Annotated in this window: 28 protein-coding genes and 1 pseudogene; all 29 read left to right on the top strand. The window is 41.7% G+C overall.

Translation table 11 applies throughout. The features are described 5' to 3' along the window. The first annotated feature begins 6 nt into the window (after positions 1–6). The 29 genes and pseudogenes from rplC to rplQ all read left to right on the top strand — a co-directional run bounded on the left by rplC (position 7) and on the right by rplQ (position 14481). Positions 7–624, top strand: coding sequence for a 50S ribosomal protein L3 (gene rplC / locus DW083_RS08360; RefSeq protein ID WP_122332063.1), 618 nt, complete (start codon positions 7–9; stop codon positions 622–624). Further along, entirely contained in the window at positions 624–1253 is a 630-nt protein-coding gene (gene rplD / locus DW083_RS08355) for a 50S ribosomal protein L4 (RefSeq protein WP_115497985.1), read from the top strand. The genes rplC and rplD overlap by 1 nt, the downstream gene beginning before the upstream one ends. Before the next feature lie 11 nt (positions 1254–1264). Further along, a complete protein-coding gene (gene rplW, locus DW083_RS08350; protein ID WP_115497986.1) occupies positions 1265–1558 on the top strand; it encodes a 50S ribosomal protein L23 in 294 nt (97 codons plus the stop codon). An 8-nt stretch (positions 1559–1566) separates the two neighbouring features. Further along, positions 1567–2391 (top strand): 50S ribosomal protein L2, encoded by an 825-nt coding sequence (gene rplB, locus DW083_RS08345; protein WP_115497987.1) that lies wholly within the window; start codon positions 1567–1569, stop codon positions 2389–2391. Between the two features lie 20 nt (positions 2392–2411). Continuing rightward, entirely contained in the window at positions 2412–2681 is a 270-nt protein-coding gene (rpsS, locus tag DW083_RS08340; protein WP_028730655.1) for a 30S ribosomal protein S19, read from the top strand. A gap of 49 nt (positions 2682–2730) precedes the next feature. Beyond that, positions 2731–3141 (top strand): 50S ribosomal protein L22, encoded by a 411-nt coding sequence (gene rplV, locus DW083_RS08335; protein ID WP_005634739.1) that lies wholly within the window; start codon positions 2731–2733, stop codon positions 3139–3141. 7 nt (positions 3142–3148) lie between these two features. After that, entirely contained in the window at positions 3149–3883 is a 735-nt protein-coding gene (gene rpsC, locus DW083_RS08330; RefSeq protein WP_115497988.1) for a 30S ribosomal protein S3, read from the top strand. A 20-nt stretch (positions 3884–3903) separates the two neighbouring features. After that, positions 3904–4338, top strand: coding sequence for a 50S ribosomal protein L16 (rplP, locus tag DW083_RS08325; RefSeq protein WP_005634742.1), 435 nt, complete (start codon positions 3904–3906; stop codon positions 4336–4338). Between the two features lie 5 nt (positions 4339–4343). Continuing rightward, positions 4344–4541, top strand: coding sequence for a 50S ribosomal protein L29 (gene rpmC / locus DW083_RS08320; RefSeq protein WP_075966666.1), 198 nt, complete (start codon positions 4344–4346; stop codon positions 4539–4541). A gap of 9 nt (positions 4542–4550) precedes the next feature. Continuing rightward, the gene (gene rpsQ, locus DW083_RS08315; protein ID WP_115497989.1) at positions 4551–4808 is read left to right on the top strand and encodes a 30S ribosomal protein S17; all 258 of its coding nucleotides are present in this window, start codon (positions 4551–4553) and stop codon (positions 4806–4808) included. A gap of 1 nt (position 4809) precedes the next feature. Further along, positions 4810–5175: a 50S ribosomal protein L14 gene (gene rplN, locus DW083_RS08310; protein ID WP_008149935.1), complete on the top strand. Its 366-nt coding sequence runs from the start codon at positions 4810–4812 to the stop codon at positions 5173–5175. Positions 5176–5194: 19 nt separating this feature from the next. Further along, the gene (rplX, locus tag DW083_RS08305) at positions 5195–5515 is read left to right on the top strand and encodes a 50S ribosomal protein L24 (RefSeq protein ID WP_115497990.1); all 321 of its coding nucleotides are present in this window, start codon (positions 5195–5197) and stop codon (positions 5513–5515) included. After that, positions 5515–6072, top strand: a complete 558-nt coding sequence (gene rplE, locus DW083_RS08300; protein ID WP_008149932.1) for a 50S ribosomal protein L5 — start codon at positions 5515–5517, stop codon at positions 6070–6072. The genes rplX and rplE overlap by 1 nt, the downstream gene beginning before the upstream one ends. A 6-nt stretch (positions 6073–6078) precedes the next feature. Beyond that, positions 6079–6348, top strand: coding sequence for a 30S ribosomal protein S14 (gene rpsN, locus DW083_RS08295; RefSeq protein ID WP_115497991.1), 270 nt, complete (start codon positions 6079–6081; stop codon positions 6346–6348). 56 nt (positions 6349–6404) lie between these two features. After that, the gene (gene rpsH, locus DW083_RS08290) at positions 6405–6800 is read left to right on the top strand and encodes a 30S ribosomal protein S8 (RefSeq protein ID WP_005634758.1); all 396 of its coding nucleotides are present in this window, start codon (positions 6405–6407) and stop codon (positions 6798–6800) included. Between the two features lie 16 nt (positions 6801–6816). Beyond that, a pseudogene (gene rplF / locus DW083_RS08285) lies at positions 6817–7367 on the top strand (50S ribosomal protein L6). A gap of 21 nt (positions 7368–7388) precedes the next feature. Further along, positions 7389–7733: a 50S ribosomal protein L18 gene (rplR, locus tag DW083_RS08280; RefSeq protein WP_005634763.1), complete on the top strand. Its 345-nt coding sequence runs from the start codon at positions 7389–7391 to the stop codon at positions 7731–7733. A gap of 5 nt (positions 7734–7738) precedes the next feature. Further along, complete coding sequence (gene rpsE, locus DW083_RS08275) at positions 7739–8257, top strand: 30S ribosomal protein S5 (protein ID WP_115498103.1); 519 nt, start codon at positions 7739–7741, stop codon at positions 8255–8257. Positions 8258–8276: 19 nt separating this feature from the next. Then, positions 8277–8453: a 50S ribosomal protein L30 gene (gene rpmD, locus DW083_RS08270; protein WP_005651341.1), complete on the top strand. Its 177-nt coding sequence runs from the start codon at positions 8277–8279 to the stop codon at positions 8451–8453. 27 nt (positions 8454–8480) lie between these two features. Further along, positions 8481–8927 (top strand): 50S ribosomal protein L15, encoded by a 447-nt coding sequence (gene rplO / locus DW083_RS08265; RefSeq protein ID WP_115497992.1) that lies wholly within the window; start codon positions 8481–8483, stop codon positions 8925–8927. Between the two features lie 3 nt (positions 8928–8930). Further along, positions 8931–10271 (top strand): preprotein translocase subunit SecY, encoded by a 1341-nt coding sequence (secY, locus tag DW083_RS08260; RefSeq protein ID WP_122332061.1) that lies wholly within the window; start codon positions 8931–8933, stop codon positions 10269–10271. A 4-nt stretch (positions 10272–10275) separates the two neighbouring features. Next, on the top strand, positions 10276–11061 hold the full coding sequence (gene map, locus DW083_RS08255) for a type I methionyl aminopeptidase (protein ID WP_115497994.1): 786 nt from the start codon (positions 10276–10278) through the stop codon (positions 11059–11061). A gap of 15 nt (positions 11062–11076) precedes the next feature. Continuing rightward, positions 11077–11295 carry a translation initiation factor IF-1 gene (gene infA / locus DW083_RS08250; RefSeq protein ID WP_005634776.1) on the top strand — a complete coding sequence of 73 codons (219 nt, stop codon included), beginning with the start codon at positions 11077–11079 and terminating at the stop codon, positions 11293–11295. 15 nt (positions 11296–11310) lie between these two features. Continuing rightward, positions 11311–11427: a type B 50S ribosomal protein L36 gene (gene ykgO, locus DW083_RS08245; protein WP_005645768.1), complete on the top strand. Its 117-nt coding sequence runs from the start codon at positions 11311–11313 to the stop codon at positions 11425–11427. A 35-nt stretch (positions 11428–11462) separates the two neighbouring features. Then, positions 11463–11843 (top strand): 30S ribosomal protein S13, encoded by a 381-nt coding sequence (gene rpsM / locus DW083_RS08240; RefSeq protein WP_005634778.1) that lies wholly within the window; start codon positions 11463–11465, stop codon positions 11841–11843. 11 nt (positions 11844–11854) lie between these two features. Then, on the top strand, positions 11855–12244 hold the full coding sequence (rpsK, locus tag DW083_RS08235; RefSeq protein WP_115497995.1) for a 30S ribosomal protein S11: 390 nt from the start codon (positions 11855–11857) through the stop codon (positions 12242–12244). Between the two features lie 123 nt (positions 12245–12367). Beyond that, entirely contained in the window at positions 12368–12973 is a 606-nt protein-coding gene (gene rpsD / locus DW083_RS08230) for a 30S ribosomal protein S4 (RefSeq protein WP_008149909.1), read from the top strand. Between the two features lie 12 nt (positions 12974–12985). After that, on the top strand, positions 12986–13978 hold the full coding sequence (locus DW083_RS08225; protein ID WP_115497996.1) for a DNA-directed RNA polymerase subunit alpha: 993 nt from the start codon (positions 12986–12988) through the stop codon (positions 13976–13978). An 8-nt stretch (positions 13979–13986) separates the two neighbouring features. After that, positions 13987–14481 (top strand): 50S ribosomal protein L17, encoded by a 495-nt coding sequence (gene rplQ / locus DW083_RS08220; RefSeq protein ID WP_115497997.1) that lies wholly within the window; start codon positions 13987–13989, stop codon positions 14479–14481. The last annotated feature ends 318 nt before the right edge of the window (positions 14482–14799 follow it).

The raw sequence follows: 14799 nt of genomic DNA, 5'->3' as shown, positions 1-14799 counted from the left end.
AGTGAAATGCCAGGATTATTAGGAAAAAAAATCGGAATGACATCCGTTTTCAGTGCCGAGGGAAAAAATCTTCCATGCACTGTTATCGAAGTGGGTCCTTGTGTAGTTACACAGATTAAGACTTTGGAAAATGATGGCTATGAAGCTGTACAGTTGGGTTTCGAAGAGAAAAAAGAGAAACACACTACGCAGCCTGAAATGGGCCACTTTAAAAAAGCTGGTGTAACTCCCAAGAGATACTTGGCCGAGTTCAAGAATTTTGAAACCGAATATAAGCTCGGTGATGTAATCACTGTAGATTATTTGGAAGATGCAGGTTTCGTTGATGTAGTTGGTACATCAAAAGGTAAAGGTTTCCAGGGTGTAGTAAAACGTCATGGTTTCGGTGGTGTAGGTCAGACTACTCACGGTCAGCATAACCGTTTGCGTGCTCCCGGTGGTATCGGTGCCTGTTCTTACCCTGCAAAGGTATTCAAAGGTATGCGTATGGCCGGCCAAATGGGTAATGAACGTGTAACTGTTCAGAACCTGCAAGTGATCAAGGTGATGCCGGAACACAATCTTTTATTGGTTAAAGGATCTGTTCCAGGAGCAAAAGGTTCAATCTTATTAATTGAAAAGTAATGGAACTGAGCGTATTAAATATTAAAGGTGAAGATACCGGAAGAAAGGTAACATTGAACGATGCTATCTTTGGAATTGAACCCAATGATCATGCTATTTACTTGGATGTAAAACAGTATTTGGCTAATCAGCGTCAGGGAACTCACAAATCGAAAGAAAGAAGTGAAGTTTCCGGTAGTACTCGTAAACTGATCCGCCAGAAGGGTGGTGGTGGAGCTCGTCGTGGTGACATCAACTCTCCGGTGTTGGTAGGTGGTGGCCGTGTATTCGGTCCGAAACCCAGAGATTATGAGTTCAAATTGAACAAGAAAGTAAAGGGTCTGGCTCGTAAGTCTGCCTTGGCTTATAAAGCAAAGAATAACGCAATCGTAGTAGTAGAAGATTTCACTTTGGAAGCTCCTAAGACTAAAGAATTCGTAACAATTGCTAAGAATCTGAAAGTGGCTGACGGAAAGTTACTTTTGGTTTTATCAGAGAAAAATAATTTCGTATATTTGTCGGCCAGAAATTTAGAGAAGGCAAATGTTATAACAGCTTCTGAATTAAATACATACGGAGTGTTAAATGCTGCAAATGTTGTATTTACCGAAAGTTCAGTCGCTGCTATTGAAAAACTGTTTAACGCATAAGGAGTAGAAAAATGGGAATTATTATTAAACCTATAGTAACTGAGAAGCAAACAGCGATTACAGAAAAGATGGCTAATCGCTATGGTTTTCGTGTTTCTCCTGATGCCAACAAGTTAGAGATTAAAAAAGCCATTGAAGACATGTACAATGTTACCGTAGTTGATGTTAATACCATCAACTACTCAGGCAAACAGAAAAGTCGTTATACCAAATCCGGTATTATCAATGGCAAACAATCAGCTTTCAAAAAAGCTATCGTAACGTTGAAAGAAGGAGAAACAATTGATTTCTTTAGTAATATCTAAAAAAAGAAATGGGAATACGTAAATTAAAGCCCACAACACCGGGGCAGAGACACAAAGTTATTGGTGCATTTGATAAAATCACTGCAAGTACACCAGAAAAGTCTCTTGTAACAGGTAAAAGAAGTACAGGTGGTCGTAACAACACAGGTAAGATGACAATGCGTTATCTTGGTGGCGGTCACAAACAGAAGTACAGATTTATCGATTTCAAGAGAAATAAAGATGGCATTCCTGCAACAGTTAAGTCTATCGAGTATGATCCTAACCGTACATCTCGTATCGCACTGTTGTATTACGCAGACGGAGCAAAGAGCTATATCATTGCTCCGAACGGACTGGAAGTTGGCCAGACAGTGGTTTCAGGTAGCGAAGCAGCTCCTGAGATAGGTAATACTTTGCCTATGGCAAATATTCCCGTTGGTACTATTATTCATAATATCGAGCTTCGTCCGGGACAGGGTGCCAAAATGGTACGTTCTGCCGGTGCATTTGCTCAGCTGACTTCAAAAGAAGGCGATTATGCAATTATTAAGATGCCTTCTGGTGAAACCAGAAAGATTCTTGCTGCATGTAAGGCTACAGTTGGTAGCGTAGGTAACTCAGACCATGGTCTTGAAAAATCAGGTAAAGCCGGTCGTTCTAGATGGTTAGGTCGTCGTCCTCGTAACCGTGGTGTTGTAATGAACCCGGTTGATCACCCAATGGGTGGTGGTGAAGGTCGTGCTTCCGGAGGTCATCCAAGATCTCGTAATGGCTTGTATGCTAAGGGCTTGAAGACAAGAGCTCCGAAGAAGCATTCTTCAAAATATATCATTGAAAGAAGAAAGAAATAATCTGATTAATTAAGTAAACTATGAGTCGTTCGCTAAAAAAAGGCCCGTACATTAATATCAAGCTGGAAAAGAAAGTCCTGGCAATGAATGAGTCAGGTAAGAAGGCTGTCGTTAAGACATGGGCAAGAGCTTCAATGATTTCGCCTGACTTTGTAGGCCATACTATTGCAGTTCATAATGGAAATAAATTTATTCCTGTTTTTGTAACCGAGAACATGGTAGGTCATAAACTGGGAGAGTTTTCTCCTACTCGTACGTTCCGTGGTCACGCCGGTAACAAGAAAAAATAATCGGTAGTAACAGGAATTCAGGAATCTGAAAATAAAAAGAATCAATAAAATGGGTGCTAGAAAAAGAATATCAGCTGAAGCAAGAAAAGAAGCCCAAAAAACCATGTATTTCGCAAAGTTGCGTAACGTGCCGACTTCTCCGCGCAAGATGCGTCTCGTTGTAGACATGATCCGCGGTATGGAAGTATTCCGTGCACTTGGTGTTTTGAAGTTTTCTAATAAGGAAGCTGCAGCAAGAGTAGAAAAATTGCTTCGTTCGGCTATTGCCAATTGGGAACAGAAGAATGAACGTAAAGCAGAAGCTGGAGAGTTGTGCGTATCTTCAATCAGCGTAGATTGCGCTACTACATTGAAGAGAATGCGTCCGGCTCCTCAGGGAAGAGGTTACAGAATTCGTAAACGTTCGAACCATGTAACTCTGTTTGTTGATACACTTAGTAAAAACGATAGTCAAAATTAATTTGTAGATGGGACAAAAAGTTAATCCGGTTAGTAATCGTTTGGGAATTATCCGTGGATGGGATTCCAATTGGTATGGCGGCAAGAAATACGGAGATACTTTGCTGGAAGATAGCAAAATCCGTAAATATCTGAATGCTCGTCTTGCTAAGGCTAGTGTATCTCGCGTCGTTATTGAACGTACGCTGAAGTTGATTACAATTACAGTTTGCACATCACGTCCGGGTATCATCATCGGAAAAGGTGGTCAGGAAGTTGATAAGTTGAAAGAAGAGTTGAAGAAAATTACCGACAAAGAAGTTCAGATCAATATCTTTGAGGTAAAAAGACCCGAATTGGACGCTGTTATCGTTGCAAACAACATTGCTCGTCAGCTTGAAGGAAAAATTGCTTACCGTCGTGCTATCAAGATGGCTATCGCCTCTACCATGAGAATGGGTGCCGAAGGTATTAAAGTGCAAGTCTCTGGTCGTTTGAATGGTGCTGAAATGGCGCGTTCAGAAATGTATAAAGAAGGAAGAACTCCGTTACACACATTCAGAGCAGATATTGATTATGCTTTGGCTGAAGCGTTGACGAAGGTTGGTTTGATCGGCGTTAAGGTTTGGATCTGCCGTGGTGAAGTATATGGTAAGAGAGATCTTGCTCCTTCATTCGCTGCTACTAAAGATTCAGGTCGCAGAAATGACAATGCCGGCGGCAGCAGAGAAAAGAACTTCAAGAGAAAGAAAGCTAATCGTTAAACGTTAGAATTTAAGAAGAGATGTTACAACCAAAGAAAACCAAGTTCAGAAGACAGCAGAAAGGCCGCATGAAGGGCGAAGCTCAACGTGGCAACCAGCTGGCATTCGGTTCGTTTGGTATAAAAGCGTTAGAGAATAAATGGATTACCGGTCGTCAGATTGAAGCTGCTCGTATCGCGGTAACTCGTTATATGCAACGTCAGGGTCAGGTTTGGGTTCGTATTTTCCCGGACAAACCAATCACAAAGAAGCCTGCTGAAGTACGTATGGGTAAAGGTAAAGGTAATCCCGAAGGGTTTGTTGCGCCTGTTACTCCAGGTCGTTTGATTTTCGAAATCGAAGGGGTTCCTTTTGATATTGCTAAAGAAGCTTTGCGCTTAGCTGCACAGAAGCTTCCGGTAACAACAAAGTTTGTTGTGAGACGTGATTATGATATGGCTAATCAAAATGCGTAATTGTTATGAAGATTGCAGAAATTAGAGAATTAAGCACGAAGGAGTTAGTAGAAAGAATTGATGCTGAAGTTACTGCTTACGATCAGAAAGTAATTAACCACAGCATATCTCCGAGTGAAAACCCTGCTCAGATTAAACAACAACGCAGGATGATTGCGCGCATGAAGACAGAATTGCGCCAGAGAGAACTTAACAACAAATAATTGAGCCTGATGGAAACTAGAAATTTAAGAAAAGAAAGAACGGGCGTGGTTACCAGCAACAAGATGGATAAGAGCATCACGGTTGCTATCAAATGGAAGGAAAAACACCCCATTTATGGAAAGTTCGTTAGCAAGACGAAGAAATATCATGCTCATGACGAAAAGAATGAATGCGGTATCGGCGATACTGTAAAGATTATGGAAACTCGTCCTTTGAGCAAAACAAAAAGATGGAGATTAGTTCAAATAATCGAAAGGGCTAAGTAACATGATACAACAAGAATCAAGACTAGTAGTAGCAGATAACAGTGGCGCTAAAGAAGCGTTGTGTATCCGTGTTTTGGGCGGAACAAGAAAACGTTATGCCTCTGTTGGGGATGTAATTGTAGTAGCAATTAAGAGTGTAATCCCGGCAAGTGATGTGAAGAAGGGTGCTGTTTCTAAGGCTATCATTGTTCGCACTAAAAAAGAAATCCGCCGTCCGGATGGTTCATACATCCGTTTCGATGATAACGCATGCGTATTGTTGAATGCCGGTGGTGATATTCGTGGAAGCCGTATCTTCGGTCCGGTTGCCAGAGAACTTCGTGCAACAAACATGAAAATCGTTTCACTTGCACCTGAAGTGCTTTAATTTTGTAAAACGTAAAGTAATGAGCAAATTACATATCAAAAAAGGCGATATAGTTTTTGTTAATACCGGCGAAGACAAAGGTAAGACAGGTCGTGTTTTAGAAGTACTCGTAAAAGACAGCCGTGCCATTGTAGAAGGTATTAATATGGTATCAAAGCATACCAAGCCTAATGCAAAGAATCCTCAGGGAGGAATTGAAAAGAAAGAAGCCCCGATTCATATTTCTAACCTAAACGTCGTTGACCCGAAATCCGGCAAGCCGACACGTATTGGTCGTAAATTAGACGAAAAAGGTGCTTTAGTGCGTTATTCTAAAAAATCAGGGGAGGAAATTAAGTAATGAGCAATACTGCCAGTCTTAAGAAAGAATATCAGGACAGAATTGTTCCTGCTTTGACGAAAGAGTTCGGTTATAAAACCGTTATGCAGGTGCCCGTACTGAAGAAGATTGTTATCAATCAAGGTTTAGGTATGGCTGCTGCTGATAAGAAGATTATTGATATCGCTATCAGCGAATTGTCAACTATCACAGGCCAGAAGGCTGTTGCGACAGTTTCAAAGAAAGATATCTCTAACTTCAAATTGCGTAAGAAAATGCCGATCGGTGTAATGGTAACATTGCGTCGTGAACAGATGTACGAATTCCTGGAAAGACTCGTTCGCGTGGCTCTTCCCCGTATCCGTGACTTCAAGGGCATCGAAAGCAAATTGGACGGAAGAGGTAATTATACACTCGGTATTCAGGAACAAATCATTTTCCCTGAAATAAATATCGATAATATTACCAAAATATTGGGAATGAATATTACCTTTGTGACCTCTGCGAAAACAGATGAAGAAGGGTATGCTCTCTTGAGAGAATTTGGATTGCCTTTTAAAAATGCAAAAAAAGACTAAGTAGTTATGGCAAAGGAATCAATGAAAGCCCGTGAGGTGAAAAGAGCAAAGCTCGTAGCTAAATATGCTGCTAAAAGAGCAGAACTGAAAGCAGCAGGTGACTATGAAGCTTTACAGGCTTTACCTAAAAATGCTTCTCCTGTACGTTTGCACAACCGTTGCAAAATTACAGGACGTCCGAAAGGCTATGTACGCCAGTTCGGTATTTCTCGTATTCAACTGCGTGAAATGGCATCTAATGGTTTAATCCCGGGTGTAAAGAAAGCAAGTTGGTAAGAGTTTTTTAATTTAAATATTGTCCGGGTGTCCGGATCAATTTAATTCATTTATATATGACAGATCCTATTGCAGATTATTTGACAAGATTGCGTAATGCAATTAAAGCGAAGCACAGAGTTGTTGAAGTGCCGGCGTCAAATTTAAAGAAAGAGATCACAAAGATCCTTTTCGACAAGGGCTACATTCTTAATTTCAAGTTTGTAGAAGATGGTCCTCAGGGTACAATTAAGATTGCCTTGAAGTATGACCTGGTAAACAAAGTTAATGCAATCAAGAAACTTGAGAGAGTTTCTACCCCTGGTTTGCGTAAGTACACTGGTTACAAGGAAATGCCGAGAGTATTGAATGGTTTAGGTATTGCCGTTCTTTCTACTTCTAAGGGTGTGATGACAGACAAAGAAGCACGTGATCTGAAGATCGGCGGCGAAGTATTATGTTATGTTTATTAATTAGGAGGAAAGAAGAATGTCAAGAATAGGAAAATTACCAATTCATGTACGGCCGGTGTTACGGTTACCATTAAGGATAATGTAGTGACTGTAAAAGGTCCCAAAGGTGAGATGACTCAGGCTGTGAATCCTGATATTAATGTGACTTTGGAAGATGGAATCATCCATCTGACACGTCCGACAGACGAAAAGAACCATCGTGCATTGCACGGCTTGTATCGTTCACTGATCAACAACATGGTGATCGGATGTTCAGAAGGATATAAGAAAGAACTGGAACTTGTCGGTGTTGGTTACCGTGTGACAAATACAGGTCAGCTGTTAGACCTTTCTTTAGGTTATACACACAACATTTACATGCAGTTGCCTAAAGAAGTGAAAGTTGAAACAAAGGCAGAGAGAAATAAAAATCCTCTTATTATCCTTGAATCGGCTGATAAACAATTACTGGGACAGATTTGTGCTAAGATTCGTTCATTCAGAATGCCGGAACCGTATAAAGGTAAAGGTATCAAGTTCGTGGGTGAAGAAATTCGCAGAAAGTCTGGTAAATCAGCAGGTAAGTAATCTACGTAAACTGAAATTATCATGACAACGAAGGAAGAAAGAAGATTAAAGATAAAAGCAGGTGTACGCGGTAAGATCTCAGGAACTCCTGAACGTCCGCGCCTGACTGTGTTTAGAAGCAACAAGCAGATCTATGCACAGGTTATTGATGACACTACAGGTAAGACTCTGGCTGCAGCATCATCTCTGAAGATGGATGTTAAAGCTCCGAAAAAGGAGATTGCTGCCAAGGTTGGAGAACAGATCGCTAAAGTAGCCCAGGAAGCTGGTGTACAAGCTGTCGTTTTCGACCGTAACGGTTACCTGTATCATGGGAGAATTAAAGAATTAGCTGATGCTGCACGTAACGGCGGCCTTAAATTTTAATGAAGATGGCAGGAGTTAATAATAGAGTTAAGTCGACCAACGACATAGAGTTGAAGGACCGTTTGGTTGCAATCAACCGCGTAACTAAAGTAACTAAGGGTGGACGTACATTCAGTTTTGCTGCAATCGTTGTAGTAGGAAATGAAGACGGCATCGTTGGTTGGGGCTTGGGAAAAGCCGGTGAAGTCACGACAGCTATCGCTAAAGGTGTTGAAGCTGCAAAGAAAAACTTGATCAAGGTTCCCGTTCATAAAGGAACTATCCCTCACGAACAATTAGCTAAGTTCGGTGGTGCTCAGGTGCTGATCAAACCGGCATCTCACGGTACCGGAGTGAAGGCTGGTGGTGCTATGCGTGCCGTATTGGAAAGTGTTGGTATCACAGACGTTTTGGCTAAGTCAAAAGGTTCTTCTAACCCTCACAACCTGGTGAAAGCGACTATCGCTGCACTGAGTGAGTTGAGAAGCCCGTTGATGGTTGCTCAGAACAGAGGTGTTGCAGTTGAAAAAGTATTCAGAGGTTAATTAGGGAGGATAATAAGTTATGGCAACTATCAAAGTTAAGCAGACAAAAAGTAGAATTAAATGCCCGAAAGACCAAAAGAGAACTCTTGATGCACTGGGTCTGAAGAAAATGAACCAGGTAGTAGAACATGAAGCTACTCCGGCAATTCTGGGTATGGTTGAGAAAGTGAAACATTTGGTTTCAGTAGTAAAGTAATAACGGTTGAAAAATAAATTATACGATATGAACTTATCAAATTTAAAACCTGCTGAAGGATCTACCAAGACCAGAAAGAGAATCGGCCGTGGTCCGGGTTCAGGATTAGGAGGAACTTCAACAAGAGGTCATAAAGGTGCGAAATCAAGATCCGGTTACAGCCAGAAGATTGGTTTCGAAGGTGGTCAGATGCCTATACAGAGACGCTTACCTAAATTTGGTTTCAAGAATATTAACCGCGTAGAATATAAAGCTATCAATCTTTCTACATTACAGGGCATGGCTGAAGCTCAGCAGCTCACAAAGATTGGTATCAATGATTTGATCGAAGCTGGTTTCATTTCAGCTTCCCAGTTGGTTAAAATCCTTGCTAAAGGTAGCTTGACAGCGAAACTTGAAGTGGAAGCTCACGCTTTCTCAAAGAGTGCTGAAGCAGCTATCCAGGCTGTAGGTGGAACTGTTGTTAAACTCTAAGTTATGAGAGCAGTTGAAACAATAAAAAATATCTGGAAGATTGAGGATCTGAGAAATCGGATCCTCACCACTCTTTTGTTAGTGGCGATATACCGTTTCGGTACATACGTTGTACTTCCGGGTATTGATCCTAAAGCGTTGACCGCTTTGCAGGAACAGACAAGAGGCGGATTGCTGGCATTGTTGGACATGTTCTCTGGTGGTGCATTCTCTAATGCTTCTATTTTTGCATTAGGGATTATGCCGTATATCTCCGCTTCCATTGTGATGCAGTTGATGGCAATTGCAGTTCCTTCTTTCCAGAAATTACAGAGAGAAGGCGAAAGTGGTCGTCGTAAGATCAACCAGTGGACTCGTTACCTGACAGTGGCTATTCTTCTGTTCCAGGGTCCTACTTATCTTGTTAACTTAAGTGTACAGCTGAAAGCCGCCGGAGCAGCTCTGCCTGCAGGTATATGGTTTACAGTATCTTCTACAGTTATCTTAGCTGCTGGAAGTATGTTTATCTTATGGCTTGGTGAAAGAATTACAGATAAAGGTGTTGGAAATGGTATATCATTTATCATTTTAGTTGGTATTATAGCCCGTCTGCCGCACTCGCTGTTCGAAGAATTTATTTCAAGAACAAGTGAAAAAACCGGTGGTCTGGTTATGTTCCTGTTTGAAATGTTGTTCCTTTTGCTGGTTATCGCAGGTGCTATCCTGTTGGTACAAGGTACCCGTAAGGTCCCCGTACAGTATGCAAAACGGATCATTGGAAATAAACAATATGGTGGCGCACGCCAGTACATTCCCCTGAAGGTGAATGCTGCAAACGTAATGCCTATCATCTTTGCCCAGGCAATCATGTTTATTCCGATTTCAATTGTTGGTTTCTCAAGCACGGGCGAACGTTCCGGCTTTGTAGCTGCCTTTATGGATAATACCGGATTTTGGTACAACTTCGTATTTGCTGTACTGATTATCTTGTTTACATATTTCTATACAGCTATCACGATCAATCCTACCCAGATGTCGGATGATCTGAAGAGAAACAACGGGTTCATTCCGGGTGTCAAGCCGGGAAAGAGTACCAAAGATTATTTGGATACCATCATGGACCGTATTACTTTGCCGGGAGCATTCTTCCTTGCATTAGTGGCAATCATGCCTGCTTTTGCCCGGATCGCCGGTGTAAGTATGGCGTTCTCCCAATTCTTTGGCGGAACATCTTTGTTGATCCTGGTTGGTGTAGTGTTGGATACACTGCAGCAAGTAGAAAGTCATTTGTTGATGCGTCATTATGACGGTTTGTTGAAGTCAGGAAGAATTAAAGGTCGTACAGGCTCAGTTGCCGCTTACTAATAGAATGATCTATTTAAAAACAGATGAAGAAATAGAGTTGATGCGTGCCGCGAATCAACTGGTGGGTAAGACGCTTGGCGAATTAGCCAAACATATCGCTCCCGGCGTGAATACGCTTCAACTCGATAAGATTGCCGAGGAATTCATTAGAGATAATGGTGCAGTTCCGGCCTTTTTAGGATACGGTGGTTTTCCAAACTCAATCTGTGCTTCCGTAAACGAGCAGGTAGTACACGGCATCCCTTCCGAGAAAGCAGTTTTGAAAGAAGGTGACGTTATATCTGTCGATTGCGGTACGGTGTTGAATGGTTTTGTCGGAGATTCCGCTTATACCTTTTGTGTAGGCGAAGTCGATCCCAAAGTGAAAGCCTTGTTGAAGACAACAAAAGAATCACTTTACTTGGGTATCCAGCATGCCCTCGAAGGCAAACGCCTGGGTGATATCAGCCATGCCGTACAGTCCTATTGCGAATCGAAAGGTTACTCTGTTGTCAGAGAGCTGGTCGGTCACGGAATCGGACGTAAGATGCACGAAGAACCGGAAGTCCCCAATTACGGGCGCCCCGGTTGCGGTCCCTTATTACGCAGCGGTATGTGTATCTGCATAGAACCGATGATCAATATGGGAAGCAAGAATGTAGCTTTTGAGAAAGACGGATGGACAGTCCGCACGAAAGACAGAAAGTGTTCGGCTCATTTCGAGCATTGTATCGCGATCCGTCCCGACGGTCCCCAGATCTTATCTTCATTCGAGTTTTTAGAAGAAGTTTTAGGTAATAACGCAATTTAATTTGATTTAATTTATATGGCTAAACAGTCAGCAATTGAACAAGATGGAGTTATAGTAGAAGCATTGTCAAACGCAATGTTTCGTGTAGAATTAGAGAACGGACATGAAATTACTGCTCATATCTCAGGGAAGATGAGAATGCACTACATTAAGATTCTCCCGGGTGATAAAGTAAGAGTTGAGATGTCTCCGTATGATCTATCGAAAGGTAGAATTGCTTTTAGATATAAATAAAAAAAACAACAAGATATGAAAGTAAGAGCATCTTTAAAGAAGCGTACTCCCGAATGTAAAATCGTTAGAAGAAAGGGACGCTTATACGTAATTAACAAGAAAAATCCTAAGTATAAACAACGTCAAGGATAATTTATTATTTTTGCAAAATAATTTAAGTAAGTAATATGGCTATAAGAATAGTTGGTGTAGACTTGCCACAAAATAAAAGAGGAGAAATTGCCTTGACCTATATTTACGGTATTGGTCGTAGTGCTTCAAAATCCATCTTAGATAAAGCAGGCATCGATCGTGATATCAAAGTAAAAGACTGGACAGACGATCAGGCTGCAAAAGTACGTGAAGTCATTGGCGCTGAGTATAAAGTAGAAGGTGATCTTCGTTCAGAAGTTCAGCTGAACATCAAGCGTCTGATGGATATCGGATGTTACAGAGGTGTTCGTCACCGTATTGGTTTGCCTTTGAGAGGCCAGAGCACAAAGAACAATGCTCGTACTCGTAAGGGTAAGAAGAAAACTGTTGCAAATAAGAAAAAAGCTACTAAATAATAAGAATTGATATGGCAAAGAAATCAGTCGCAGCAAAGAAGAGAAACGTAAAAGTTGACGCTTACGGTCAAGCTCATATTCATTCTTCTTTTAACAACATTATTGTGTCTCTTGCTAATAGCGAAGGTCAGGTTATCAGTTGGTCTTCTGCTGGTAAGATGGGATTCAGAAGTTCTAAAAAGAACACTCCGTATGCCGCTCAGATGGCAGCTCAGGATTGTGCAAAAGTAGCTTATGATCTTGGTTTGAGAAAAGTAAAAGTATTCGTTAAGGGCCCGGGTAACGGACGTGAGTCTGCTATCCGTACAATTCACGGTGCCGGTATTGAAGTAACAGAAATCGTTGACGTTACTCCGCTTCCTCACAATGGTTGTCGTCCTCCGAAAAAGAGAAGAGTATAATTAACTATAGTTTCTTGAACATTGAATCCGGAATTGTGAATAGATTACACAAAGACCTTATCCTCTCTGTAATCGCGGCTGCACGGTTCCAGATTCAGAACAGAACATTAAAACAATAAAAAAATGGCAAGATATACTGGACCTAAAACAAGAATTGCCCGTAAGTTTGGTGAGGCAATATTCGGACCGGATAAAGTTCTTTCAAAGAAGAACTATCCTCCCGGACAGCACGGAAACGCCCGCAAAAGAAAAACTTCTGAGTACGGAATCCAGCTTCGTGAGAAGCAGAAAGCAAAATACACTTACGGTGTATTGGAAAAACAATTTAGAAACCTGTTTGAAAAGGCTTCACGTTCAAAAGGTATTACCGGTGAGGTGCTGTTGCAGCTCCTGGAAGGCCGTCTGGACAACGTAGTATTCCGTTTGGGTATCGCCCCGACGCGTGCTGCAGCTCGTCAGTTGGTTTCTCATCGTCACATTACAGTAGACGGTAAGGTTGTAAACATTCCTTCTTACTCTGTAAAAGCCGGTCAGGTTATTGGTGTTAGAGAAAAATCCAAATCACTTGAAGTGATTGCTGACGCATTGTCAGGATTCAATCACAGCAAGTATCCCTGGATCGAATGGGATCAGTCTTCTTTAAGCGGAAAATTACTGCATCTGCCGGAAAGAGCTGACATTCCTGAAAACATTAAAGAGCAGTTGATCGTAGAATTGTATTCTAAATAATAATTGATTTCCATGGCGATATTAGCATTTCAAAAACCCGATAAAGTATTAATGTTGGAAGCGGACAATTTCTTCGGAAAGTTTGAATTTCGTCCGTTGGAACCCGGCTATGGTATTACAATAGGTAATGCTCTACGTCGTATTCTCCTGTCGTCACTTGAAGGTTTTGCTATTACATCCATTAAGATCGAAGGCGTTGACCATGAATTTGGTACAATTCCCGGCGTGATCGAGGATGTGACAAACATAATCTTGAATCTGAAACAAGTCCGGTTCAAGCATATTGTAGACGACATAGAGAATGAAAAAGTAAGTATTACTGTTTCGGGTTCGGAAGTGTTCAAAGCCGGTGATATAGGTAAACAGCTGACCGGATTCGAAGTATTGAATCCTGAGTTGGTTATTTGTCGCTTAGATCCGAACGCAGGTTTCCAGATTGAACTGACGATTAACAAAGGTCGCGGATATGTTCCCGCTGATGAAAACAGAGACCCGAACGCAGACATGCACGTGATTGCAATCGACTCTATTTACACACCTGTGCGTAACGTCAAATATTCAATCGAAAACTTCCGTGTTGAGCAGAAGACGGACTACGAAAAGTTGGTTCTTGAAATAGCCACTGATGGTTCTATTCATCCGAAGGAAGCGTTAAAAGAAGCAGCTAAGATTCTGATTCACCATTTCATGTTGTTCTCAGATGAAAAGATTGCTATCGAGACAGTTGATACTGACGGTAATGAGGAATTCGATGAAGAAGTACTTCACATGCGCCAGTTGCTCAAGAGCAAACTCTCGGATATGGATCTTTCCGTTCGCGCATTGAATTGCTTGAAGGCCGCAGATGTTGAAACGTTAGGCGAACTGGTTAAATTCAACAAGAATGATCTGTTGAAGTTCCGTAACTTCGGTAAGAAGTCACTGACCGAGCTTGACGAACTGCTTGAAAGTCTGAACCTTTCATTCGGTATGGATATCACTAAGTATAAATTAGATAAAGAGTAAGTATAGCGATGAGACATAATAAAAAAATAAATCATTTGGGTCGTACAAATACTCACCGTAACGCGATGCTTTCAAACATGGCATGTTCCCTTATCAAGCATAAGAGAATCTTTACTACTGTTGCAAAAGCTAAAGCGCTTCGTAAATTTGTAGAACCGCTTATCACTAAGTCTAAGGAGGATACAACTCACTCAAGACGTGTGGTATTCAGCAATTTGCAGGACAAATTTGCTGTAACAGAATTGTTCAAGGAAGTATCTCAGAAGATCGGCGACCGTCCGGGTGGTTACACACGTATCCTGAAGACTGGCAATCGTCTGGGTGACAACGCAGCCATGTGCTTCATTGAACTGGTTGATTACAACGAAAACATGTTGAGCGCAGCTACAACTAAGAAAGCTACGAAGACAAGACGTTCTCGTAAGAAAGCTACAGCTGCTGAAGCCGCTGTCGAAGCTCCTGTTGCAGAAGCACCGGTTGCTGAAGAAAAAGCTGCCGAATAATACTATCAAAGCCCTGTAAGGGCGACAGAACTTAGCCCAGGGCGTGAGCCTGGGGGATAGGAGTTCCTCATTATGATAAAAGCCCTGTAGGGGCGACACTTTGTATATAGAAAACATTGTGTCGCCCTTACAGGGCTTTAGTGTTAGGGTAGGGGCCTTTCCCCCAAGGCTCACGCCTTGGGCTAAGTTCTGTCGCCCCTACAGGTAGGGTGTCCAAAAACTGTCGTTCATTTTTATACTGCGAACTTTAGCGTTTTTATACGTTTAGTCACGAGATTATCAGTTAAGCAGACTTCTCTCCACTGCTGAATCTGGCAA

Source organism: Parabacteroides sp. AF48-14, assembly GCF_003477465.1.
Taxonomy (GTDB): domain Bacteria; phylum Bacteroidota; class Bacteroidia; order Bacteroidales; family Tannerellaceae; genus Parabacteroides; species Parabacteroides acidifaciens.
The sequence above is the reverse complement of the archived record's forward strand: the minus strand, read 5'-3'. Positions and strand labels throughout refer to the sequence as shown.